Here is a 22251-nt window from a genome sequence, read left to right as displayed (position 1 = left end):
GGTCTCAGAGGATTCCGGAAAGGAGGAGGACGCCCAGGCCGAACCAGCCATAGGCAAGCAGTTGCACGTAGTTGGAGGACGCAGCGCGGACCCGCTGACCCAAGGTTCTGGGCGCACGTCCACTGCCCGATCCCTGCCGGGTCCACTTCTGCTGGTCGAGCCGGAACATCACCGAGCTCTTCACCAGTGCTCCTGCCACCTGGCTGAAGTACAGCAGCGGGACATAGATGATGGGGAAGCCGGGACGCCGAAACAGCGACAAGGCCGCACAGAACACGTAACGCGTGAACATGACCCAGGCGATGTAGGCCGGCAGTGCCACAGGATCGACAAGGATGGTGGTCAGGAGCACAGCACACGGGCCGGTCAGCGTCGTCCAGACCGACACGCGCTGGTCAAGCACCGACCACCAGGTGAAAAGCCCGATCCGCTGCGGTCCGAGCGCCACCGCACGGCCATTGGTCCGCATCATGTTCCCGAACCAGCGCTTCATGAGCGCGAATGCACTCTCGAAGAAGCCCGGCAGAGGCTGGGTTTCCATGGAAACCGACTTCACGTCCGGAAGGTAGGTCATGTGGAAGCCGCGGCTGAGAAGCCAGAACCAGGTCGACTTGTCGTCGCCGGTCAGGAAGTTGACGCGGCCGAGCCGCCAGTGATCGATGAAGTCGTGCTGGACGTGGCTGATGAAGCTCGGCTGGGTTGCAAGATCGGCGCGCACGACCGACATGCGCCCAGTCAGCGTGAGCACGCGGCCGCTCAGTGCCATGGAGCACATCATGACCTGCCGCTGCATGAAGCGAAGGTCGAACCAATCCCGAAACAGAGGGGCGTCGAGGATCTCGACCGTCTCGTCTGTCGTGAGGGCGCCCACGCGAGGATCGGTGAAGAAGGGCGCAGACCGGTCCACGATGTCCAAAGGGACGCAGCTGTCGCCGTCCACAAAGATGAGGACGTCCCGAGGGGACGGTGCCTCGCGCGCGATGATCCGCAGGGAACGGGCGATCGCGTCGCGCTTGCCCGTCCCGGGGATCTGGTCGATCACCAGCTTCACATGGGACGCACTGCCCTGCATCCGAGCGAACAGCTCGCGAATGATGCGCAGGTCGGCACCATCCACTACCGACGCGACGATGGTAGCCCCCCCTTTCGAGACTGCGGCTGCCTCGAAGATCGAGCGGTAGACACGCGTCGTGATGCCGGGCTCGATCTTGTAGGTCGTCACCAGGAAGAAGGCATGCGCCGGGATTGGCCGTGCACGGTAGGCGCGCTCGGCCTCGGCCCGCTGTCGCGGGTAGGCCCAGCGCAGATAGATCGCCGCTCGTGCGAAGTTGATCGCGGCCCAGCTGTACCGCCACAGGCCAAGCACCCCCACCACGATGAGGAGGGTGCCCAGTTCGTCCGCAGTCCGCCGCCCGACGGCAGCGGCCAGCGCGATCATGGACAGGAGGTAGGCGGCGTGCCCCAGCATGCGGTTACCAGCAGATCCCTTGGTAGGAGCCGTTCGACCGGACGGTCCGGTCGAGCCGGGTCAGGTCCACGATCGGCCGCGTGCCCACGGCGCTCAAAAGCGGCTCTCGGGCTTCCTCGTAGGAGTTGCCGACGATGAGGATCTCCGTGGACGCGATCAGGTCGTCGATGCTGTCCGCCATCCGCATGTCGAGATCAGGAACCACATCGTTGCCGCGGTTCGCAGCGGCCGGGTTCTGGAACGCCACCGACACGTAAGGGTCATAGACCCTGACATCCTTGCCGTTGTCGATCAGGCGGGCGGCCAGGTCGGCAAGTGGGCTCTCCCGCAGGTCGTCCGTGCCCGGCTTGAAGCTGATGCCGACAAGGCCAACGCTCTTCATGCCCGAAGCTTCAATCATCTGCTCGGCGCGAGAGATCTGCATCTCGTTCGCTTCCAGCACGGCGCCCAGAAGCGGTGCGGGAGTGTCCTTGTCAGCGGCCAAGGCGCGCAAGGCGCGGACGTCCTTAGGAAGACAGGAGCCGCCGAACGCGAACCCGGGGCGAAGGAAAGCGGGCGACATCGCAACCTTGTGGTCGCTGCAGAGCATCCGCATCACGAGTTGCCCATCGAGCCCGCAGGCCTTGGCGATGTTGCCGATCTCGTTCGCGAAGGTGATCTTCACGGCGCGCCAGGAGTTCGACGTGTATTTGACCATCTCGGCTGTCGAGAGGTCCACGAGGTGCGACTCGCAGGGCAGATGATCGTTCAGCGACCTGAGAACCTCGGCGGTACGATCATCCAGGGCGCCGTACACGATCAGGCCCGGATCGTAGTAATCCTCGATCGCAGTGCTCTCGCGGAGGAACTCGGGGAAGTAGCCGACGCCGAAGCCTTCGCCTGCCTTGAGGCCGGATGCTGCTTCGAGGACCGGAATGCAGGTGTTCACCATCGTCCCCGGCACGATCGTCGAGCGGATGATCACCGAATGGTAGCTGCCCTTGGCGGCCACAGCCTTGCCGATGGACTCGCAGACGCCCTTCACGAAGACGAGGCCGACCGAGCCGTCGGGTGCGCTTGGGGTGCCGACGCATACAAAGGACGCGTCCGTCGCAGCGATGGCTTCGGCCGCATCCGTGGTCGCACGCAGCCGCCCCTCGGACACGACGCCCGCGAGCAGTTCGTCCAGTCCTTTCTCCACGATGGGCGAACGCCCCTCGTTGATCGCCCGGACCTTCTCGCGGTCGAGATCGACAGCGACCACCTCGTGACCATCGCGAGCCAGGCATGCGGCCGAGACCACGCCGACATACCCGATCCCGAACACACTAATTCTCGCCATGAAGTTCCCTTTCGCGAAAACACAAGGAGGCCGCAGAATGGCCCCGGAGTTGTCACAGGTTCTAGGCCGACGTTGGCACCTCCATCAGTCGGGGAAGGCGATCAGCCAGAAAGGATCATCCCTACTGCGCTGTCCTCCGACTCCCGCGCTGTGAAGGATTTTGCCCTACATGCCCTGTCAGGTGTCGCAGCCCGTGAGTGCGGCCGATCTACCGAGCGGTCCACATTGGAATGACAAAGGAGGCGCAGCCTCTCGGCCACGCCCCCTTCAGCATCGGTCATCGTGAGTGATGGAGCGAACTACTCGAGCCAGCCCTGCTTCAGCGCATAGCGAACCAGTTCGCCCCTGTCGGCAAGGCCAAGCTTGCGCATGCCCCGTGCACGATAGGTATCCACCGTCTTATGGCTCAGACCCAGTTCGGTCGCGATTTGCTTGTGGCTGAGACCGAGCGAGATGCGCCGGAGGATCGCTTCCTCCCGTTGACTCAGCTGGGTCATCGTCGGCGGCTCGGCCGGAGCCGAGGACGGCAGCAGGCACTCGACGAACTGCCGGTCCACATACATTCCCCCATTGGCCACGACTGTCAGCGCACCGGTCAACTGGGTACTTTCAGCGCTTTTCGGAACGAACGCGCGGAATCCGAGGTTCACGCAGGTCCGGGCCAGATCCACGGACGGCGCCGAGGAATACGCCACCAGTTGGAGGCCGGGCACGCTCGACCTCAGTTCGGAGACCAGATCTTCAAGGCCACTTGGCGACTGGGACGGATCCAAGACAAGGATGGATGGACGAATATGCGCCAGATCGCGCGCCCTGTCCCAAGTCAGGCTGACGACATCATCGCGTCCGAAGTACTTGCTCGAACTGAAATGCTGAACCATCGCCTCGCCCAGGATGGGATTGGCGTCCAGGACCGCTACGGCAACATGCCTCAACTCTTGTTTCTTCATCGCGGTCGTCATCAATCCGCTCCTCCGCCGCCCGTCCCCGTCGCGGCGCCGACCTCCCCGAAAACACCGGGGCGCCCCAAGACTGGGCTATGTTCCGGCCAGCATGAACTCCAGTCGGGGAAATCCGCAGGCTCTGTAGGGCTGGTTCTCACAAACTGTCCGGTGGCTCAGCCAAGCCAGTTATTGCGCAGGGCATACTGGACGATATCGGTCTTGCGCCGCAGCCCCAATTTACCGGCTGCACGTGACCGGTAAGTCTCGATCGTCTTGGGGCTGAGCCCCAGCTTGCCGGCGATCTCCTTATTGCTGAACCCTCGCGCTACATGTTCCATCACGTAGCGTTCACGCTCGCTCAGCCGGCCGGAACCGTCAGGATCACCTTTGACCAGCTCCAGAGCGCGACGTTCAGCAAACCGGGCAAAGCACTGGTCCACGTAGATGCCCCCCAGTTTGGCCGCCTCGAGCGCTTCGATCAGTGCCTCGAGGCCGCGTCCCTGGGAGACGGCGCCGACGAAGCCACCTGCCAGACAGCGCTCGGCCTCGGTTCGATCGCCATCGGCCACATAGCCCAGGATCTCGCAGTTCGGCAGGTCGCGCGTCACCTGGCTCGTCAGTTGCTCAGGGCTCAGGGGAACTCGGGCCGGATCGAGAACGATGATGTTGGGGCGGAAGGTCGAGCACACCCCCGTCAGGTTGGAAACGTCGCCACTGCAGGACTTGGCCGTGAACGGGCCGCAAAGCTCCAGCCCGTTGCAGATCGAGTTCGCGAGGAAGGGGTTCGGGTCATAGACCAGAACCCGCGTCAGAATAGGGCTGAAGGACAAGGCACCACCTCGATCAAATCGCCACGTCAAACGGACGGCACACCACGTCCAACCAAGGTCACGGTGCCTGCCATCCACTTACCCGCCCTGCACGACTGCGCAGCAGCAGGCCTCTCATTCGCCCCATCACGAAACGGCTTGACCGCAAGTCCGTTCCCGGGTTTCCCCATTTTGGCTGCTTTGTACTTTTTAGTACCGAAGTATTAACCCGGAAGGAGATCCTTGACAAAGTGACCGAATTCTTTCTGCACCTGCGAGATGGCCGTCGACGCACCCACGACAGCGGGTTGAATGGCCCAAATGATCGCGAGCCCAGGCAGGTATGGTCACCATCAACCGTTGCGTCTCCCGAGTGGCTGCTTCCGGAAAACTCCTGTCCTGCAAACGGCTTTATCGACGCCCTACATCTTGGCTACGAACTTCCGGGGATCGTGCTGGATGCATGTCGCAGGGCCGTCAACGGACGCCTTCTACGTGTCTTGTTCGATCAGGTCAGACGTTCCGCTCCGACCCTTCACGTCCGTATCGGCCAGGAAAGCGCGCAACTCTGAACGTCTCTGTATTGATTCAAGTTTTTCAACTCAGGTTAAGGTTGAGTTAGGCTAAGTGACCCAGCAGCCAGCAGAACGCAGGACCCGGGGGCCTGAAGAGCTCAAGGACGGGAGTGACCTCGTCCAAGGCTAACCGGGCACCTTTCGGTGACTCAACATGATGCGAGGCGATGGTATCGAGACCAAGGGCGCGAACGAACGTGTCTCAGCCGGGGTGGTCGACGACCTGCACCCGCTTTCCCCGCCCGCTTGCGACAAAGGCAGAAGGATCGCAGGGCCTGCCCAGGGACAAGCTGCCTCCAAGCCATTTCGGGCAGTCAGTTCATTCAGCTTTTGATTGACTGTGTTTCGCCAATATCTCTCCTTAATTGCATCCATGTCCTATGACGTGATGTGCTTACTTCCCCTGAAGTGAGAGCACCCTCCGATGATACCCAGGACCATCAGCCTGCCTGCCCTTCCTGCACTCGTCGCTGGACGCGCGCTCCGGCATGACGCGGCCGCTGCGGCAAGGCGGTCGCTTGAGGAGGCCCAGCGCCTTCTTGTTTCGTATGATGTCACGCTGAGCATGATCGACGGGCTTCCCAACCACGCTCAGGGACTGGTTGCCCAGGCTCTTCAACGGCGGCTCACGGCCGCGAACCGCCTCGCCCAAGCCTGCCAGAACAGGTTGGACGACGCGGCGTGGTTCTGCCGCTCGCTGGACCGGGTCTCGTCGCCCGTGGCGATGGTCGAGGTGTCCAGCGCCTTCTTCGAGATGCTGTCCCCGTATCTCGACGACGCCATGGAGCCCGTGCTGAAGACGATTTCGCGCCGCGTCGGGCCTGGGTGCAGCGCCGATCAGGTCGAGGCCCTCTTTCCCCGGCCCAAGCCGTCCTTGGCAGCTTGAACCTCCCATGCGGTCGGTTCCTCGCAGCGTTCGGCGGCCTGTACCGAGTCATGGCACGCGTGACGGGTAATGGAGTCCGGCTGCAAGGGACCAGCTAGCCAGCTAGCCATTGGTGAACCAAACGGCCTCCTTGATCGTTCCTGACGAAATTCCGAACAGGAAAGGATCTTCGATGCTTACACGCCGTCATCTCCTGACAACCGGCCTCGCGGGCCTGGGCGTCGTGGCCTCAGGGGCGTTGGCCCAGACGGTGTCCGAAGCTGCGCAAGTCCTCCCTCCCGACTTCCAACCACGGGTGGTGCCTATCCAGGCAGGCATTCCGGCTGGACAGATCCACGTCGATCCGAACCGCTTCGCGCTCTACTGGACGCTGCCGGACCAGATGGCCATTCGCTATGCCTGCGGGATTGGCCGTCCTGGTCTCTATGAAGCGGGCGTGTACTTCGTCGGCGCCAAGAAGGAGTGGCCGGATTGGAAGCCCACGCCCGACATGGTCGAGCGGGAGCCGGAACTGTACGAACGTTATGCCGAGGAGGGGATGCCCGGCGGACCGGACAACCCGCTCGGGGCGCGCGCACTCTACCTGTTCACGCCCGATCGGGGGGACACGTTCCTTCGGATCCACGGCACCAATGCTCCACAGACGATCGGGGCGGCCGTCTCGAACGGCTGCGCGCGTCTTATCAATGCCGACATCGTGGATCTTTACGAACGAGTGCCCACCGACACCCAAGTCGTACTTTATCCGAAGGGAGCGACCTCGATCTGAGGCGAGCACGGCGACTAGTCCCCCCAGCAACCTGCCAACCGTGGCTCCCCACAGGAAAGCTCGCCTGCTCGGGGGCAACTTCATGCCAGCTTCGCGCCGTCCAAAGCTGAACGTCGGCCTCTGAGCAGGCAGACCCCCTTGCACCTTGTTGAAGGCCAGAGTCAATCCTGACGGAAATAATCAGGTTGACAGGTCCGTCGATCTGTCCCAGGGACGGGTTCGGTTACCCCGATGACGGGGAGGGATGAGGGACCTCATGAATCGCTTGACCTTAGCTGCTTCGGCTCTTGCTTTGGGCGCGCTGCCCGCCACCGCTCAGGAGGCCCGGGATGTCCTCGACACCTATGCCAACATAGCCGAGGCTGCATATGGGGACAGCCATCACACGGCGCTGGCCCTTAAGGCAGCGATACACGAGCTGGTAACGGATCCCTCTCAGGACAAGCTGGAGGCTGCACGGGCCGCTTGGATCAGCGCGCGGGTGCCTTACCAGCAGACCGAGGTATTCCGCTTTGGGAACCCCATCGTGGATGACTGGGAAGGTCGGGTGAACTCCTGGCCTCTGGACGAAGGACTGATCGACTATGTCGATGCTTCCTATGGCGGTCCGACCGACGAGAATGAGGCGGCGGTCGTCAACGTGATCGGTCATCCGTCCTTCTCCCTGTCGGGGCAAACGGTGGACGCCTCGGAGATCAGCACCGACCTTCTGGCCGATGTCCTGCACGAAGCCGCAGGGGTCGAGGCCAATGTGGCGACGGGTTATCACGCCATCGAGTTTCTGCTCTGGGGTCAGGATCTGAATGGTCACGGCCCTGGCGCTGGCAACCGTCCCTGGACCGACTTTGCCGTGGGTGACTCGTGCACGGGCGGCAACTGCGACCGCCGTGCCGCCTACCTGCTGGCGGCAACCGGGCTGCTGGTGGACGACCTGGAATGGATGGCGGCTCAGTGGGCCGAAGGTGGCGCGGCGCGCGAGGCAGTGTTGGCCGACGAAACAGCCGGCCTGACGGCGATCCTGACCGGCATGGGCAGCCTGTCTTACGGAGAGCAGGCCGGAGAGCGCATGCGCCTTGGCTTGATGCTGAACGATCCCGAGGAGGAGCATGATTGCTTTTCGGACAACACGCATAACAGCCACTACTATGACGGCATGGGCGTGAGGAACGTCTATCTGGGAGAGTACGTCCGGACGGACGGCACGCTGGTGTCCGGGCCTTCGCTGTCCGACCTCGTGTCGGCCAAGGATCCGGCCCTCGATGCCGAGATGCAGGCCAAGCTTGACACGACCATGGCGGCGCTGGGCGCAATTCGGACGGCGGCGGAGCAAGGCTTCGCGTATGACATGATGCTCGAGCGCGGCAACGCCCAAGGCGAGGATCTGGTCATGGCCGGGGTCGATGGCCTGATCGATCAGACCCGCAGCATCGAACGCGTGGTGGCGGCTTTGGGCCTGAATGGCGTCAGCATAGAAGGCTCCGACAGCCTTGACGCGCCGGATGCTGTGTTCCAGTGATGCCTGCCAGTGCCAGAAGTGGAGCGCGTCCGCTTTTCGTCATGCTCGCTCTGGCCGGCACGGCAGGCCTGGCGGCACCTCTTGCCCAGTCGGTCGGGGACCCGCACCTCCGTACCATTCCGCGCACATTGGAAGAGGTCGGGCGCGTGGCTGCGGTGACGGTGCCGCCAAGCGATTTTTCCACGTCGGACCGCTATGAAGGAATGCCTGCAGGAGCGGCCACCGTGCGAGCCAGAGGGACGGCCGACGCATTCTCCCAGCCCTCGGGAAACATGAGCTTCGAAGGTGAGTTGGATTTCAAGGTCGGGAATGGTTTGTTCCGGAAGACCTGGGTGTCGTCCCCATCTTCGACGCAGGCTTCGGATGGGCTCGGCCCTTTGTTCAACGCCCGGTCCTGCCAAGGCTGCCATGTCAAAGACGGGCGGGGTCACCCCCCGGACGGGTTGGGCGACGACTCCGGGGCGCTGATCCTGCGTGTTTCGATCCCGAGCACCGACGAGGAGGGCGCGGGAGCGATCCGGGAGTACCTCGCCTCCTGGCCCGAGCCGACCTATGGCAGTCAGATCCAGACAAGAGGTGTCGCAGGACAGGTCCCAGAAGCGAAGCTGGCGATCACCTACGAGGACGTCGAGGTTCGGCTCTCGGACGGGCAGTCCGCCTTTCTTCGGCGGCCGACCTATGAATTGCAGGACCTGGCTTATGGTCCGCTTCATCCGGATGCCATGCTGAGCCCGCGCATCGCGCCGCAGATGATCGGCCTCGGGCTTCTGGAGGCGATCCCCGCTTCGGACATCCTGGCCCATGCCGACGAGGATGATGCGGACAAGGATGGCATCTCGGGCCGGCCCAACATGATCCTGTCGCCAGAGTTCGGCGAGATCACGTTGGGACGGTTCGGGCACAAGGCGGGAACTGCCACCATCCGTGAACAGTCTGCGGCCGCCTTTGCCGGCGACATGGGGCTCTCCACCTCCTTGAACGCGGCCGCTTTCGGTGAATGTACCGAGGTACAACTCGCTTGCCGCTCTGCCCCCGATGGCGGGGACGCGTCCCGTGGCGGGTTGGAGGTGGATGACGAGTCCCTTGATCTCGTGGCTTTCTACGCCCGAAACCTGGGCGTCCCGGCACGACGCGACGAAAGCGACCCTGAGGTGTTGCGCGGCAAGCAGGTCTTCCACGAGACCGGCTGTCCCGCTTGCCATCAGCCCTCGTTCGTTACCCACCGCCTGGAGAATCGGCCCGAGCAAAGCTTTCAGCTGATCTGGCCGTATACCGACATGCTTCTCCACGACATGGGCGACGGTCTGGCGGATCATCGCCCCGAAGGGCAAGCCAGCGGCACCGAGTGGCGCACCGCTCCGCTTTGGGGAGTTGGCCTGACCGAGCAGGTCAGTGGGCGGGCGACCTTTCTGCACGACGGTCGGGCTCGCAGCCTCTTGGAGGCCATCCTGTGGCATGGCGGTGAGGCGCAGGCACCGCGTGACAGGGTCGTGACGATGCCGCGCGCCGACCGCGAGGCCCTGATCCGCTTTCTGGAGAGCTTGTAATGCGCCCTGCCCTTGTTGCGCTTTGCGTAACCCTCTCCACCCCTGTCTTGGCCCAGGATCAGGCGGAGGTGATCACTGACGTGGTGCAGAACCATGTCATGCCACGTTACGCCGCCCTCGACGAGGCTGCGGCGAAGCTCGATGCGGCCGCCCAGAGCGACTGCCACCCCGAGTCAGATGATCTACGTGCAGCCTTCAACGAAGCGTTCGATACATGGATCGGTGTCAGTCACCTGCGCTTCGGCCCGTCCGAGACCGACGATCGCGCCTATGCCTTGGCCTTCTGGCCCGACCCGCGCGGTGACACCCCCTCTGCCCTTCGCAGCCTGATCGCCGCCGAGGACCCTGTCGTCGTCTCGCAAAAGGGCTATGCCGAGGTCTCGATCGCGGCCCGCGGCTTCTACCCGCTCGAGTTCCTGCTTTATGACGAGGAGTTCGCGACGCTTGCACCCGAGTCTTACCGCTGCGCCTTGGTCCAAGCGATCGCCCGTGACATAGCCGCCAATGCTGCCGCCATATATGCCGACTGGACAGGCGATTACGCGACCCTGCTCCAGTCGCCTGGCGAGAATGCGGCCTATCGCTCGGCAGCGGACGTGATTCAGGAATTCTACGATGCGCTTGGCGCAGGACTAGAGTTCACCTCGGACTCGCGACTCGCTCGGCCCATGGGCAGCTTCGACGACCCGAAGCCCGCCCGAGCCGAGGCTCGACGCTCGGGCCGGTCCTTGCGCCACGTTCAGTTGTCCCTGGCCGCCTTGTCCGATCTTTCAGCCCGGCTGGCCCCGTCCGGCAGCGTCGCCCAGGACCTTGAAGCCGCCTTCGAGCAGGCGGAGCGGTTGGCAGCGGGGCTGGGCGATCCGATCTTCGCAGGCGTGGCAACCCCCGAAGGCCGCTTCCGGGTCGAGGCGCTGAAGACCTCCGTGGATCGGATCAGCGCGCTCGTCAACGAAGAGCTTGGGCCCGCGCTCGGGGTGGCGGCCGGCTTCAATGCGGCCGACGGAGACTGAGATGGCGACTCGACGCGGCTTTCTGGCAGGATTGGCGATGGCGGCCATCGTCCCGCGCCCGACCTGGGCGGATGTCGGGAGTCCGGCCTATCTGGCGGCTGCCAAGCTTCCGACTGGTGCTTACGTGCTGGCAGGCTTGAGCAGCGACGGAACTGAGACCTTCCGGGTTCCCCTGCCGGATCGTGGCCATGCAGCGGCAGCGCACCCTACGCGCGCCGAAGCGGTGGCGTTCGCACGCCGTCCGGGCACCTTCGCGGTGGTCCTGGACTGCCTGACCGGAGAGCCCAAAGCAACGCTGCAGTCCGCCGAGGGACGCCATTTCTACGGCCATGGAACCTTCTCGCGCGATGGGTCCCTGCTGTTCACGAGCGAGAACGACTTTGACGGCAACCGTGGCATGATCGCGGTCCGGGACGCAGTCATGAACTATCTGCAGATCGATGAATTTCCTTCAGGAGGCGTTGGACCCCATGATATTGGTCGCCTTCCGGGAACAGATACGCTGGTCGTCGCCAACGGCGGCATAGGCTCCCACCCGGACGCCGGCGAGGTGGACCTGGGGATCCCCGAGATGCGCCCGAACCTGTCTTACTTCGATGCGAATGGCAGGCTGATGGATATCGTGGAACTCGCGCCTGACCTGTGGCGCAACTCGATACGGCATCTCGCCCTGCGTGGGGACGGATTGGTCGCCTTTGCCATGCAGTGGCACGGGGACGAAGCCGAGGCCCCCCCGCTGATCGGATTGCACCGCCAGGGGGAGGCGCCGCGCCTTCTTTCCGCTCCGGGCCCGCTGCAGTCGGAGATGCGGGGATACGCCGGGTCCGTGGCGCTGTCTCAAGACGGCGAACGCGTGGCCATATCGTCTCCGCCCGGAGGACAGGTGCATATCTGGGACACTGAATCCGGCGGCTGGGTCGATCGGCTCATGATGACCGACACCTGTGGTTTGAGTTCAGGACCGGAGGGGTTTGTCGCGACGACAGGCCTTGGGGCCGTTATCGGGTTCAGGGGCAGCACATCGGGCTGGCAGCGACAGCATGACGGTGCATGGGACAACCATCTGGTTCGGATCGCCGGCGACTTCGTCTAGACACAGACCCGAGCGCTGTATCGGACCGGAGCCAAGCCCCAGTCACCAGCTGTTGTAGGTCAGGTAGTCGAAGTCGATCTCGGGGAAGAGTTCCTGCTCTTTCGTGATCTGCTCAAGGGTCAGGATGTCGACCCGGACGATATTGACCTTGTTGAGCAGGATGGTGCCTTTGGTCGTCCGCACGGGCAGGAACGCGTCCCGTTCGCAAAGGAGGTCGCGGATGCGCTGGCTCCATTGCACATACACCAGACCCATGATCTCATCCTGGTTGGTCAGCGCAATTCGGAGCGGGATGCCGTACTTCGGATGTTTGAGGTGGCTTTCCATCGTCGTCCCCATCGAACCTTACCCAACCGCGACCCCTTGGTTCCGTACACCGAACCCTGCTTCCCAACGCTCTCGCGAGGTCTTCCGAGTATGGCAGGTCACCGGTCCAGAGTACCGCTGAGACGTTAAATCAAGGTCAACGAAGGCAGTTGCCGTGGCTCCTGGGTCGTAGAAGCCGCATCGTGCAGGGCTTGGCTGGTTGGTCGCGGCTCACGCAGCGCCAAGGGGAGCCGAACCCAGTTGCCCAGCTGCAAGCTCGGCCGCTGGGCCCGAGGGCGGAAGGGACCATGTGGTCGAAGGATGGGCGTCCTCCCGCACCTCCCACGAAGTACAAAGACGACGACGCCGCATCAACCAGGCCACGCCCAGCAGATCCACCACCCCCACCAGGGCCCGACCTATGTTGCCATACTTGGACTGCCCGGTCCGACGGGGCTCGTGAGCCACTTCGATCGGCAGGACGACCAGACCCTCCCGAAGGACCATGGCTGCCATGAAGCGATGGATATGGTCGAAGTAGGCCAGTCGCCGAAACACATCCCTGGGAAAGGCCTTCATTCCACAGGCACTGTCCCGTAGCCCATCCCCCAGCAGGGCAGCCCGTACGCCGTTCGCTGCCTTAGAAGCGATCTTGCGGGACAATGTGTCCCGGCGTCCCAAGCGCTGCCCCTGAACCAGCCCAAGGCTGAGATCCACGTCGGGACCCAGGAACGGCTCGAGGAGGCGGGGCAACTCCGAGGGCGGGTTCTGGCCATCCGCGTCCAACGTGGCGATGATCGTACCCTTGGCCGCCATGACGCCCGAGCGGATCGCGGCGGACTGTCCGCAGGCGCGATCATGGCGCACGAGGCGCAGGTTTGGCCTGTCTGCCATCATCGCACGAACCAACGAGGCGGTAGCATCGCCCGAGCCGTCATCCACCACGATGATCTCGTGCGGGATGCCGTCGAGCGCCTGGCCGATCGCCGTCACGACCCCGACGATGCAGCCTTCCTCGTCCTTCGCGGGCAGAACTACCGAAACATGGGGCGGCGTCATGAGGCCTCCTTGGCGACCTGATAGATCGTATAGACGCCACCCCGGAACGGTTGCCGAGCGATGACGGAATAGCCTTGAGCGTCCAAAGGATGTTCGCTGACGATGATGCCGCCCGGATGGGCCGCCGCCCAGGCAGCCACGTCTTCGGGGCGCGGGACGACATTCAGCGGCACGGACAAGCGGCCCGCAAAGCCGAACTGACCGTGGTAGCCGGCCTCCTGAATGGCGAGCCCCGCGTCTTGGTGGGCCGCCAGGATGCGCCCGATCCGGCTGGGATCATGGGTCAGCGCGAGGATCGTCGCTGCCAGCGCGTGGAAAGCCAGGAGCGTCAGGGGTGCTACAAAGGCGGTCGCCGCGACCTGTCCCGGCACACGCCAGAGCGCCCCAGCGAGCAGCGCGACAAGGGCCATGGCTGCCAGCACCGGCACCAGGGGCATCGAAAGATCTGGCAAATCGGCCGTGCCTATGACCCCCAAGGCGAGCGCGGGCCCAAGGACGAACAGCAATAGAGCAGGCAGGAAAGCGAACACCCGCCACCCGCGAGAGCCCTCCCGGGTCGACGCTGCCAGAAGGAGAGCGACGCTTGGGAGTTCGGGCAGCAGGTAATGAGTTTGCTTCCCGCTGATGAACGAGAACGCCACCAAGGCAGACAGCGCCCACACGACCAGGAACCTGCTGCCCTCCTCGCGAGCCAAGGCTCGGGGCGACAGGGCGGCCAGGGCCGCAGGGCTCCACGCCCAAGGCCAGAGATAGATAGGAAGGACGGCCAGGAACCACCACCAAGGCCTCTGGTGCGCGAAGGCCTGAACCACGCGCCCGGCGCTCTGCCTCCACAGGACTTCCTCGCGGTACTCCGCTCCTCCGAGGAGGAGCGCCGGTACGAGCCAGAGAGCGACTAGACCAAGGGCGACCAGAAGCGCCTGTCCGAGCCGCAGAAGGTAGCGCGCCAAGGGCAGTGATGTCGTCCGGTCGCGCCAGACCGGAGCAAGCAACGCTGTCGGCACGACATGGACCAGCACGACGGGACCCTTGGCATAAACTCCAAGTGCGACGGCTGCCCCCAGCAGCACGGCCCAACGTGCGCGCCCGTCGTGAACGAGGTGCCAAAGAGCGATCATCGCCAGGAGGACGGACGCCGTGAGCATCGCATCGAACATCGTGGCCGACCCGAACAGCAGGAACACTCCGGTGGTGGCGAGGATCAGGGCCGCCCTGCCGCCACGATCCGTCTGCTCGGGCCAGAGTTGGCGCGCCAGCAGCGCCGTCAACGCCACGGAGAATACACCGAAGGACGGAGCCACGAGACGCGCAGCCAATTCGCTGACCCCTCCGATCGCCCAAACGATGTTGACGAGCCAGAAGAGGAAGGGCGGCTTGTGCCCATACAGGTCGCCGTTCAGATGCGGCACCAGCTTCGAGCCGCCGATCCACATCTCCCATGCGACCGTCAGGTAGCGCGTCTCGTCGAGGGGCAGGAGCGGCCGAAGCAGGACGAATGCGACGCACAACGCCGCGAAGATGACGCAGGCAAGGAGGGCAACAGGAAGTCGGTACGTCATGGTGCAGGCACAGGTCCGGCAAGAAAGCGCGGCAGCGCTGTTGGATCGGGAGGCCCTCGGGGCCATCAGGGCGGAGTTCCAAGTCGCCCCTTGGCGACCTTTTCTGCAAGAGGCACCTTAGACCAGCACAGGCGAGGAGACAAGCGCCCGCCCCTGGCCGTTCCGGGTCTGCGGGGTATCTGTGTCCCGAGGAACAGCCTTGGCGGCGCGACGTTCTGCGTGCGCAGGCTCCCGTTGACCTGACATCTTTTGCAAGGAGACCGCCCATGTCCAAGCTGCCCGGGCTTATCACCATCGCTGCGATCGCCGCCATGGGTGCACAGGCACAGGAGGTCGAGCCCATCGACGTCGGCATGTCGGGAGGCTACTTCCCTTTCACTTTTGTTGAGCAGGACGTGCTTCAGGGCTTCGAAGTCGACTTCATGAATGCGGTCGGCGAAGAGATCGGGCGTCCGGTCAACTTTGTGACCATGTCGTTCTCGGGCCTGATCGGAGCCTTGGACTCGGGCCGGATCGATACGGTGGCGAATCAGATCACCATCACGCCGGAGCGCGAGGAGGCGTTCATCTTCACACAGCCCTATGTCATCGACGGCGCCCAAGTGGTTGTCCGCGAGGGCAACGCCGAGATCAACGGGGTGGATGACCTTCGGGGCCGCTCGGTCGCGGTCAACCTGGGATCGAATTTCGAGCAGCTTCTTCGCGAACTGCCTTTTGCCAGCGAGATCGACATCCGTACCTACGAGAGCAACCTCGAACAGGATGTGGCGCTTGGCCGGGTGGATGCCTTTGTCATGGACCGCGTGTCTTCGGCCGTGACGATCCAGGAAAGCGAACTGCCGCTCCAACTCTCCGGCGACCCGTTCAGCGAAATCCAGAACGCCCTGCCGTTCCGAGACGATGACGAAGGCCGCGCCCTGCGGGACGAGGTTGATGCGGCGATCACCACGTTGAAAGAGAATGGCACCCTTCGGGACATCTCCGAAAAGTGGCTCGGGATCGACGTGACCACCTCGGGCACCGAAAGCGCCGAGTCGAGTGGGGCCGAGGCTGTGGCGACTGAGTGACGTGATGGAGGCGCTAGACCTCGACTACATGATGGGCCTCGTGCCCATCCTGCTGCGGTACCTTCCCCTGACCCTCGGAATGGCTTTGGCTGCCATGGTGCTGGCGCTGGTTCTGGCCTTGATCCTAGCGATGATCCGCGTCGCTCGGGTCCGGATCTTGAACCAGATCGTACAGTTTTTCATCAGCTTCTTCCGGGGCACGCCGCTTCTGGTCCAGCTCTTCCTTTTTTACTACGGCCTGCCGCAACTGATGCCGGCCTTCAGTGCCATCAATGGCGTCCAGGCAGCTATTGCGGGCCTGACGCTGCACTTCTCGGCCTACATGGCCGAAAGCATCCGGGCAGCAATCCTGGGCGTGGACCGGAGTCAGTGGGAGGCGACCCAGGCCGTCGGCATGACCCAGGTCCAGGCGATGCGCCGGATCATCCTGCCCCAGGCGGCCCGCATCGCTGCGCCGACACTGCTCAACTACTTCATCGACATGATCAAGGGCACGTCCCTAGCCTTCACGCTGGGGGTAACCGAGATGATGGGCGCCGCACAGAAGGAGGCCGCCAGCAGCTTCCGCTACTTCGAGGCCTTCCTGCTGGTCGCCATCTTCTATTGGGTCGTCGTGGAGGCGCTGTCTGTCGTGCAGCGCTGGCTCGAGGTCCGCATGAACCGGGCTCTCGCGCGATGATCGCGGTCACCGGGCTGGTCAAGGCGTTCAACGGAACGCCGGTTCTTCGAGGGATCGACCTGACGATCCAGCCGGGAGAGCGGATCGTGGTTATCGGTCCCTCTGGTACCGGCAAGTCCACACTTCTCCGCTGCATCAATTTCCTGGACCACGCGGACGAGGGCACGATCCGGATCGGGGACCTGTCCGTCGATGTCGCCAAAGCCACCAAGGCGCAGATCCTGGCCGTGCGGCGCCGCACGGCGTTCGTATTCCAGAATTATGCGCTGTTCGCCAACCGCACGGCTCGGGGCAACATCACGGAAGCATTGGTCACCGTGCAAGGCATCCCCAAGGCCGAGGCGACGTCGCGCGCCGATGAGATCCTTCGGGACATCGGCCTAAGCGACAAGGCCGACGCCTACCCGGCGTCCCTGTCCGGGGGGCAGCAGCAGCGTGTCGGCATCGGTCGCGCGCTGGCTCTCAATGCGCCGCTGATCCTCTTCGACGAACCGACCTCGGCGCTGGACCCGGAATGGGTCGGCGAGGTGCTGGATCTGATGCGCCGGATCGCCGAGCAGCGCCAAACCATGCTGATCGTGACTCACGAGATGCAGTTCGCACGCGAGATCGCGGATCGCGTGATCTTCATGGAAGGCGGGCGTATCGTGGAGGAAGGTCCGCCGTCGCAAATCTTCGATGCCCCGCGCGATCCTCGGACCCAGGAATTTCTTCGCCGGGTCCGCTAGGCCGCCAAGTGTTCGGGCCCAACCTTGCGGCTGGGCCCGAACCTTTCAAAGATAGCGGTTCACCAGGTTCTCAAGCCGCTCCTGACGGCCCGAGCGCGGTTCGGGGTTCACGCTGTCCCGCAAAGCCCGTTCGTGAAGCGTGGCAAGATCGGAGCCCAGCAGATCCTGCACTTGGTCCCAGCCGGCATAACGCTCGTTCCGCGCCTGCTCCAGCTTGCCGTCCTCGAGCATTTTGGCCGCCGCCTTGAGGCCGGCGGCGCAGCAATCCATCGCCCCCACATGGGCAAGGATCAGATCCTCGGGGTCGAGCGACTGGCGACGGACCTTGGCGTCGAAGTTGGTACCGCCGGTGGTAAAGCCGCCGGCCTTCAGCACCTCGTAATAGGCCAGCATCATTTCCGGCACGTTGGTCGGAAACTGATCAGTGTCCCAGCCGGACTGGTAGTCGTTCTTGTTCATGTCGATGGAGCCCAGAACGCCCAGCGATGCGGCCAGGGCCAACTCATGCTCGAAGGAATGCCCGGCAAGGATGGCGTGACCCTGCTCGACGTTGAGTTTCACCTCGTTCTCGAGGCCGAAGTCCTTGAGGAAACCGTACACCGTCGCGACGTCGTAGTCGTACTGGTGCTTGGTGGGCTCCTGGGGCTTGGGCTCGATGAGGATGGTGCCTTCGAAGCCGATCTTGTGCTTGTAGTCCACGACCATGCTCAGGAAGCGGCCAGCCTGCTGGCGCTCGCGCTTCAAGTCGGTGTTGAGCAGCGTCTCGTAACCCTCGCGCCCGCCCCACAAAACGTAGTTCGCACCCTTCAGCTTGTGGGTGGCATCAAGGCAGGCCTTCACGGTCGCCGCCGAGAACAGGAACACCTCGGGGTCGGGGTTCGTCGCGGCGCCGGCCATGAAACGGCGATGTGAGAACAGATTGGCCGTTCCCCAAAGGCACTGAATGTCCGTGCCCTCCATCCGCTGTCCGATATGGTCGATGATCTCATCGAGCCGGGACAGGTTCTCGGCCAGGGTCTCGCCTTCCGGGCGGATGTCGGCGTCGTGCCAGCAGAAGAACGGCGCCTGGAGGATGCGGAACATGTCGAAGGCCTCGTCGGCCTTGAGCTTCGCAAGCTCCATGGTGTCACCGAACCACGGCCGCTCGAAGGTTTGCCCGCCGAACGGGTCGCCGCCGGGCCAAGCGAAGCTGTGCCACCATGCGACCGAGAAGCGGAGATGATCGCGCAGGGTCTTGCCCATCACGACCTCGTCCGGATTGTAGTGCCGGAAGGCGTACTCGTTATCGGTCTCCGGACCTTCGTAGCGGATCGCGGGAATGCCGTCGAAATAACCAGCCATGATAACCTCTCTGGTCAGGCGCGGCCCTTGAGGGCCAGGTAAGCGTCGCGGTAGCGGGCATGAGCCTCGGCGAAGGCCGGGGTCAGCGTCGGATCGGGATCGACCGTGCGGGCCATCTGGGGGGCCGTCGCGATCTCGGCCCCCGCGCCGGTGGCAGCCATCATGCCGAGCCGGGCTGCCCCAAAAGCGCCGCCGAAGTCGCCCGCGACGGGGATCTCGATGGGCAGGCCCAGCGAAGTCGCAATGGCCTTGACCCAGTACTCGGACCGCGATCCGCCACCGACGGCGATCAGCCGGTCGATTCGTGTCCCGGTGCTGACAAGCGCGTCGAAGCTGTCGCGGAAGGCGTGCGTAATCCCTTCCAGCACGGCGCGTGTCAGCGCGGTGCGATCGGTGGCGTGATCGAGGTGAAGGAAGGAGCCGCGTACGGCGGCGTCGTTATGCGGTGTCCGTTCCCCGCCCAGATAAGGTAGGAACAGCGTCCGCCCCGGCTCACGCAAGTCCCCCAGTTCTCCCGTCAGATCGGATGCCTTGCGATCCACGAGTCCGGCATACCAGTTCAGCGCGTCGGCAGCCGCCAGGATGACCCCCATCTGATGCCAGGTTCCGGGCAAGGCATGGCAGAAGGTGTGAACGGCGCTGGCAGCGTCTGGCTGATAAGCATCCGAAGCCGCGAACAGCACACCCGAAGTTCCCAAGGACACGAAGGCGTCCCCTGCCCGCACGACGCCGACGCCGACGGCCGAGGCGGCGTTGTCGCCCCCGCCCCCGGCCACGACCACGCCTTGCTGTAGCCCCCATTGCGAAGCAAGCTCAGGACGAAGCGTACCGGACACCTCGCACCCTTCCACCAGCCTCGGCATGTTGGAGCGGGTCAGATGGGTCGCTTCAAGCAATCCGTCGTCCCAGTCGCGCCGTCCGGTATCCAGCCAAGACGTCCCGGCCGCGTCCGACATCTCGGCCACGGCTTCTCCGGTCAGCCAAAGCCTCAGGTAATCCTTGGGCAGCAGCACCAGCGCGACCTTGGCAAAGAGGTCGAGCTCATTGTTGCAAACCCAGGCCAGCTTGGGAGCGGTGAAGCCGGGAAACACGATATTTCCGGTAACAGCCCGGAACCGCGGGTCGGCGTCCAGCGCCGCGGCCTCCTTGTGACTGCGGGTGTCGTTCCACAGGATGCAGGGCCGCAGGACCTGATGTCCGGCATCAAGGAGCGTTGCGCCATGCATGTGGCCGGACAGGCCAATCCCTCGCACGCCCGACAGGTCGGCCTTAGCCCGCAGATCCTGCATGACTCGATCAGCGGCGGCGAGCCAGGCGGCAGGATCCTGCTCGGACCAGCCGTCATGGGGACGCGAGACATCGAGCGGTGCCGTGGCCTCTGCCCGGATCGCCTGCGTTTCGTCGATCAGCACACCCTTGAGCCCGGAGGTGCCCAGGTCCAGGCCGATATACATCGTGTTGTTCCTTCTCTTGGACCGTGCCGTCCTACGCGGCCTCTCGGCGCGGGTTCTTGCCCAGGATGATCATGGAAAGAATGTCGTCTTCGGTGACATCCTCGACCCTCTCGCTTCCCACGAGCTTGCCGTTCTTCATAACCGTCACGCGGTCGCACAGCCCCATGACGTCGTGGATGTCGTGGCTGATCAGGAAGATCCCTAAGCCCTGCGCCTTCAACTCGCGGATCAGCTCGGCCACCATCGCTGTCTCGTGGACGCCCAGCGCAGCAGTGGGTTCGTCCATGATCAGGATGCGCGCGTTGAAATAGACGGCTCGAGCGATTGCCACCGACTGCCGCTGCCCGCCCGAGAGCGCCTTGACCGGCTCCGCGAACTTACGGAAGTTGGGGTTGAGCCGTCCCATGATCCGCCGTGTTTCGGCCTCCATCCGGGCGTCGTCCACCAGTCCGAAAGGTGTAGTCAGCTCGCGCCCGAGAAACAGGTTCGAGGCCGCGTCCAAATTGTCGGCCAGCGCCAGCGTCTGATAGATCGTCTCGATGTTATGGGACCGGGCGTCGCGGGGATTGTTGATCTCGACCTTGCGCCCTTCGACGAAGATGTCCCCGCTGTCGGCCTTGTAGGCCCCCGACAGGATCTTGATCAGCGTCGACTTGCCTGCGCCGTTATGGCCCAGGAGACCCACGACCTCGCCCGGGTAAAGGTCCACGGTGACATGATCCACGGCGCGGACGCCGCCGAAGGCTATGGAGATGTCGCGCATCTCCAGAAGCGGGGTGCCGGAACGGTTCACGGTCATTTCATGGCTCCCGAACGCTTGCGGTAGATGATGTCGATCCAGACGGCGATGACCAAGACGGCGCCGACCACGATGTTCTGGAACGGCGTGTCCACGCCCACCATGCCCATGCCGGACTGGAGCGACTGCATGATGAGGGCGCCGAGGATTGCGCCATAGATCGTACCGATTCCGCCGGCCAGCGCCGTGCCGCCGATCACGGCGGCAGCGATCACCCGCAGTTCGTCCAGGGTACCGATGTCGTTGGCGTGGCTTTGCAGGCGGGCCTGCGCCACAAGGGCCGAGAGCCCGCACAGGAAGCCCATGAGGGCAAAGACCTTGACCGTCAGCCAGCGGGTGTTGATGCCGGACAGCTCGGCCGCGTCGGGGTTGCCGCCCGTGGCGAAGATGTAGCGTCCGAGCCGCGTCTTGCGGGCGATCACCGTCATCGCGACCGCGACCACGATCAGGATCAGGACCGAGATCGGAAGGCCATGCCCTAGGGTGAACCCTTCGGGCATCGTTTCCCCCCGCGCCTCGAACATGCGTTCGAGCTTGGCGCTGGGGATCAGGTAGGAGTTGAGGATGGCCGTGAAGCCCAGCACTGCGGCAAGGAGGATGGCGGTCATGGCTGCCTCGGCCCAGACGGGCTTCACGGGAAAGCCGTGTCGCGCCTTGCCGGCCCGTGCAGACCAGATGGCCGCGACAGCTACGACGCAGGCCAGGATGGCGATGACCCAGGACCAGGTCGGGCCAAGCGTGCCCTCGGACCCGCCGAACATCAGGAGCGTGCGGTCGAGCGGGGCCACAGTCTGGCCCCCGGTCGTGTACCAGGACACGTTCCGCCAGATAAGGAGTCCGCCCAGCGTGACGATGAAGCTCGGGATGCCCTGATAGCCGGCCAGATAGCCATGGAAGGCGCCGATCGCGGTGCCCACGGCAAGGCCCGCCAGGATCGCGGCCGGGGCGATCAGCCAGTGCCCGAGCGGCAGGCCGAGTCCCTGAGGCAGCCACTGCGTCTGGACCACGGCCATGACGGCCGAGCACATGGCCAGCACCGAACCCACAGACAGGTCGATGTGCCGGGTCACGATCACGAAGACCATGCCGGTGGCCATGAGGGCGACCGAGACAGTCTGGATGGTGATGTTGAAGATGTTGCGGGCGCTGAGGAAGGTCCCACCGGTCACGACGGTGAATACGAGGCAGAGCAGCGCGAAGGCCCCGAGCATGCCCAGAAGCCGCGTGTCGATCTCGAGTTGCGCCATCAGGCTGCGTTTGGGCGTCGTGCCCGCCCCGGTTCCTGCCACGTCGCTCATGCTGTCGTCCTCCACGGCCATAC

The 22251-nt window shown here is 64.1% G+C and carries 20 protein-coding genes; 9 read left to right on the top strand and 11 right to left on the bottom strand.

Going from position 1 to position 22251, the window contains the following annotated elements:
- Positions 1-4: 4 nt before the first annotated feature.
- The 4 genes from FHG66_RS07710 to FHG66_RS21875 form a co-directional block, all read right to left on the bottom strand.
- Positions 5-1468, bottom strand: coding sequence for a glycosyltransferase (locus FHG66_RS07710; RefSeq protein ID WP_139076168.1), 1464 nt, complete (start codon positions 1466-1468; stop codon positions 5-7).
- A 4-nt stretch (positions 1469-1472) separates the two neighbouring features.
- Positions 1473-2789 (bottom strand): nucleotide sugar dehydrogenase, encoded by a 1317-nt coding sequence (locus FHG66_RS07705; protein WP_139076167.1) that lies wholly within the window; start codon positions 2787-2789, stop codon positions 1473-1475.
- A 299-nt stretch (positions 2790-3088) separates the two neighbouring features.
- A complete protein-coding gene (locus FHG66_RS07700; RefSeq protein WP_139076166.1) occupies positions 3089-3751 on the bottom strand; it encodes a response regulator transcription factor in 663 nt (220 codons plus the stop codon).
- 155 nt (positions 3752-3906) lie between these two features.
- A complete protein-coding gene (locus FHG66_RS21875; protein ID WP_218013804.1) occupies positions 3907-4641 on the bottom strand; it encodes a response regulator transcription factor in 735 nt (244 codons plus the stop codon).
- A 900-nt stretch (positions 4642-5541) separates the two neighbouring features.
- Between FHG66_RS21875 and FHG66_RS07690 the strand changes: the two genes are divergently transcribed.
- The 6 genes from FHG66_RS07690 (at position 5542) to FHG66_RS07665 (ending at position 11938) form a co-directional block, all read left to right on the top strand.
- Positions 5542-6003: a hypothetical protein gene (locus FHG66_RS07690; protein WP_139076165.1), complete on the top strand. Its 462-nt coding sequence runs from the start codon at positions 5542-5544 to the stop codon at positions 6001-6003.
- Between the two features lie 172 nt (positions 6004-6175).
- Positions 6176-6772 (top strand): L,D-transpeptidase, encoded by a 597-nt coding sequence (locus FHG66_RS07685; RefSeq protein ID WP_139076164.1) that lies wholly within the window; start codon positions 6176-6178, stop codon positions 6770-6772.
- 256 nt (positions 6773-7028) lie between these two features.
- Positions 7029-8288, top strand: coding sequence for an imelysin family protein (locus tag FHG66_RS07680; protein ID WP_176556159.1), 1260 nt, complete (start codon positions 7029-7031; stop codon positions 8286-8288).
- A 41-nt stretch (positions 8289-8329) separates the two neighbouring features.
- The gene (locus FHG66_RS07675; RefSeq protein ID WP_139076162.1) at positions 8330-9835 is read left to right on the top strand and encodes a di-heme oxidoreductase family protein; all 1506 of its coding nucleotides are present in this window, start codon (positions 8330-8332) and stop codon (positions 9833-9835) included.
- Positions 9835-10845 (top strand): imelysin family protein, encoded by a 1011-nt coding sequence (locus FHG66_RS07670; RefSeq protein ID WP_139076161.1) that lies wholly within the window; start codon positions 9835-9837, stop codon positions 10843-10845. Before FHG66_RS07675 ends, FHG66_RS07670 begins: the two co-directional genes overlap by 1 nt.
- Position 10846: 1 nt before the next feature.
- On the top strand, positions 10847-11938 hold the full coding sequence (locus tag FHG66_RS07665) for a DUF1513 domain-containing protein (protein ID WP_139076160.1): 1092 nt from the start codon (positions 10847-10849) through the stop codon (positions 11936-11938).
- A 42-nt stretch (positions 11939-11980) separates the two neighbouring features.
- Here FHG66_RS07665 and FHG66_RS07660 read toward each other — a convergent pair whose 3' ends face one another.
- The 3 genes from FHG66_RS07660 to FHG66_RS07650 form a co-directional block, all read right to left on the bottom strand.
- Positions 11981-12265: a DUF6812 domain-containing protein gene (locus tag FHG66_RS07660; protein ID WP_139076159.1), complete on the bottom strand. Its 285-nt coding sequence runs from the start codon at positions 12263-12265 to the stop codon at positions 11981-11983.
- A 210-nt stretch (positions 12266-12475) separates the two neighbouring features.
- Complete coding sequence (locus tag FHG66_RS07655; protein ID WP_139076158.1) at positions 12476-13303, bottom strand: glycosyltransferase family 2 protein; 828 nt, start codon at positions 13301-13303, stop codon at positions 12476-12478.
- Positions 13300-14862 (bottom strand): ArnT family glycosyltransferase, encoded by a 1563-nt coding sequence (locus FHG66_RS07650; protein ID WP_176556158.1) that lies wholly within the window; start codon positions 14860-14862, stop codon positions 13300-13302. The genes FHG66_RS07655 and FHG66_RS07650 overlap by 4 nt, the downstream gene beginning before the upstream one ends.
- Before the next feature lie 311 nt (positions 14863-15173).
- On the opposite strand from FHG66_RS07650, the gene FHG66_RS07645 reads away from it, so the two are divergent.
- From FHG66_RS07645 to FHG66_RS07635, 3 genes are read left to right on the top strand one after another with little or no spacing between them, the layout of a single operon-like run.
- Complete coding sequence (locus FHG66_RS07645; RefSeq protein WP_246082507.1) at positions 15174-15929, top strand: amino acid ABC transporter substrate-binding protein; 756 nt, start codon at positions 15174-15176, stop codon at positions 15927-15929.
- A gap of 4 nt (positions 15930-15933) precedes the next feature.
- Positions 15934-16608 carry an amino acid ABC transporter permease gene (locus FHG66_RS07640; RefSeq protein WP_139076155.1) on the top strand — a complete coding sequence of 225 codons (675 nt, stop codon included), beginning with the start codon at positions 15934-15936 and terminating at the stop codon, positions 16606-16608.
- Positions 16605-17336, top strand: a complete 732-nt coding sequence (locus FHG66_RS07635) for an amino acid ABC transporter ATP-binding protein (protein WP_139076154.1) — start codon at positions 16605-16607, stop codon at positions 17334-17336. The genes FHG66_RS07640 and FHG66_RS07635 overlap by 4 nt, the downstream gene beginning before the upstream one ends.
- A 45-nt stretch (positions 17337-17381) precedes the next feature.
- Here the strand turns inward: FHG66_RS07635 and xylA are convergent, their stop codons facing one another.
- The 4 genes from xylA to FHG66_RS07615 are packed head-to-tail and all read right to left on the bottom strand — an operon-like array spanning position 17382 to position 22228.
- A complete protein-coding gene (gene xylA / locus FHG66_RS07630; protein ID WP_139076153.1) occupies positions 17382-18677 on the bottom strand; it encodes a xylose isomerase in 1296 nt (431 codons plus the stop codon).
- Positions 18678-18691: 14 nt separating this feature from the next.
- Positions 18692-20131, bottom strand: a complete 1440-nt coding sequence (gene xylB / locus FHG66_RS07625) for a xylulokinase (protein ID WP_139076152.1) — start codon at positions 20129-20131, stop codon at positions 18692-18694.
- A 31-nt stretch (positions 20132-20162) separates the two neighbouring features.
- Positions 20163-20930, bottom strand: a complete 768-nt coding sequence (locus tag FHG66_RS07620) for an ATP-binding cassette domain-containing protein (RefSeq protein ID WP_139076151.1) — start codon at positions 20928-20930, stop codon at positions 20163-20165.
- Positions 20927-22228 carry a sugar ABC transporter permease gene (locus FHG66_RS07615; protein ID WP_139076150.1) on the bottom strand — a complete coding sequence of 434 codons (1302 nt, stop codon included), beginning with the start codon at positions 22226-22228 and terminating at the stop codon, positions 20927-20929. Before FHG66_RS07615 ends, FHG66_RS07620 begins: the two co-directional genes overlap by 4 nt.
- Positions 22229-22251 lie beyond the last annotated feature (23 nt).

Origin of the sequence: Rubellimicrobium rubrum (assembly GCF_006152115.1) — a bacterium.
GTDB lineage: Bacteria > Pseudomonadota > Alphaproteobacteria > Rhodobacterales > Rhodobacteraceae > Rubellimicrobium > Rubellimicrobium rubrum.
This window is presented reverse-complemented; position numbering and strand designations above follow the sequence as displayed.

Excerpts from the sequence above, each read along its gene's own strand:
- FHG66_RS07680 (WP_176556159.1), top strand. The coding sequence starts at position 7,029 with ATGAATCGCTTGACCTTAGCTGCTTCGGCTCTTGCTTTGGGCGCGCTG.
- xylB (WP_139076152.1), bottom strand. The coding sequence starts at position 20,131 with ATGTATATCGGCCTGGACCTGGGCACCTCCGGGCTCAAGGGTGTGCTG.
- FHG66_RS07660 (WP_139076159.1), bottom strand. The coding sequence starts at position 12,265 with ATGGAAAGCCACCTCAAACATCCGAAGTACGGCATCCCGCTCCGAATT.
- FHG66_RS07645 (WP_246082507.1), top strand. The coding sequence starts at position 15,174 with ATGGGTGCACAGGCACAGGAGGTCGAGCCCATCGACGTCGGCATGTCG.
- FHG66_RS07690 (WP_139076165.1), top strand. The coding sequence starts at position 5,542 with ATGATACCCAGGACCATCAGCCTGCCTGCCCTTCCTGCACTCGTCGCT.
- FHG66_RS07670 (WP_139076161.1), top strand. The coding sequence starts at position 9,835 with ATGCGCCCTGCCCTTGTTGCGCTTTGCGTAACCCTCTCCACCCCTGTC.
- FHG66_RS07635 (WP_139076154.1), top strand. The coding sequence starts at position 16,605 with ATGATCGCGGTCACCGGGCTGGTCAAGGCGTTCAACGGAACGCCGGTT.
- FHG66_RS07655 (WP_139076158.1), bottom strand. The coding sequence starts at position 13,303 with ATGACGCCGCCCCATGTTTCGGTAGTTCTGCCCGCGAAGGACGAGGAA.
- FHG66_RS07650 (WP_176556158.1), bottom strand. The coding sequence starts at position 14,862 with ATGACGTACCGACTTCCTGTTGCCCTCCTTGCCTGCGTCATCTTCGCG.
- FHG66_RS07675 (WP_139076162.1), top strand. The coding sequence starts at position 8,330 with ATGCTCGCTCTGGCCGGCACGGCAGGCCTGGCGGCACCTCTTGCCCAG.
- FHG66_RS07700 (WP_139076166.1), bottom strand. The coding sequence starts at position 3,751 with ATGACGACCGCGATGAAGAAACAAGAGTTGAGGCATGTTGCCGTAGCG.
- FHG66_RS07685 (WP_139076164.1), top strand. The coding sequence starts at position 6,176 with ATGCTTACACGCCGTCATCTCCTGACAACCGGCCTCGCGGGCCTGGGC.
- FHG66_RS07615 (WP_139076150.1), bottom strand. The coding sequence starts at position 22,228 with ATGAGCGACGTGGCAGGAACCGGGGCGGGCACGACGCCCAAACGCAGC.
- FHG66_RS07620 (WP_139076151.1), bottom strand. The coding sequence starts at position 20,930 with ATGACCGTGAACCGTTCCGGCACCCCGCTTCTGGAGATGCGCGACATC.
- FHG66_RS07665 (WP_139076160.1), top strand. The coding sequence starts at position 10,847 with ATGGCGACTCGACGCGGCTTTCTGGCAGGATTGGCGATGGCGGCCATC.
- xylA (WP_139076153.1), bottom strand. The coding sequence starts at position 18,677 with ATGGCTGGTTATTTCGACGGCATTCCCGCGATCCGCTACGAAGGTCCG.
- FHG66_RS07640 (WP_139076155.1), top strand. The coding sequence starts at position 15,934 with ATGGAGGCGCTAGACCTCGACTACATGATGGGCCTCGTGCCCATCCTG.
- FHG66_RS07705 (WP_139076167.1), bottom strand. The coding sequence starts at position 2,789 with ATGGCGAGAATTAGTGTGTTCGGGATCGGGTATGTCGGCGTGGTCTCG.
- FHG66_RS07710 (WP_139076168.1), bottom strand. The coding sequence starts at position 1,468 with ATGCTGGGGCACGCCGCCTACCTCCTGTCCATGATCGCGCTGGCCGCT.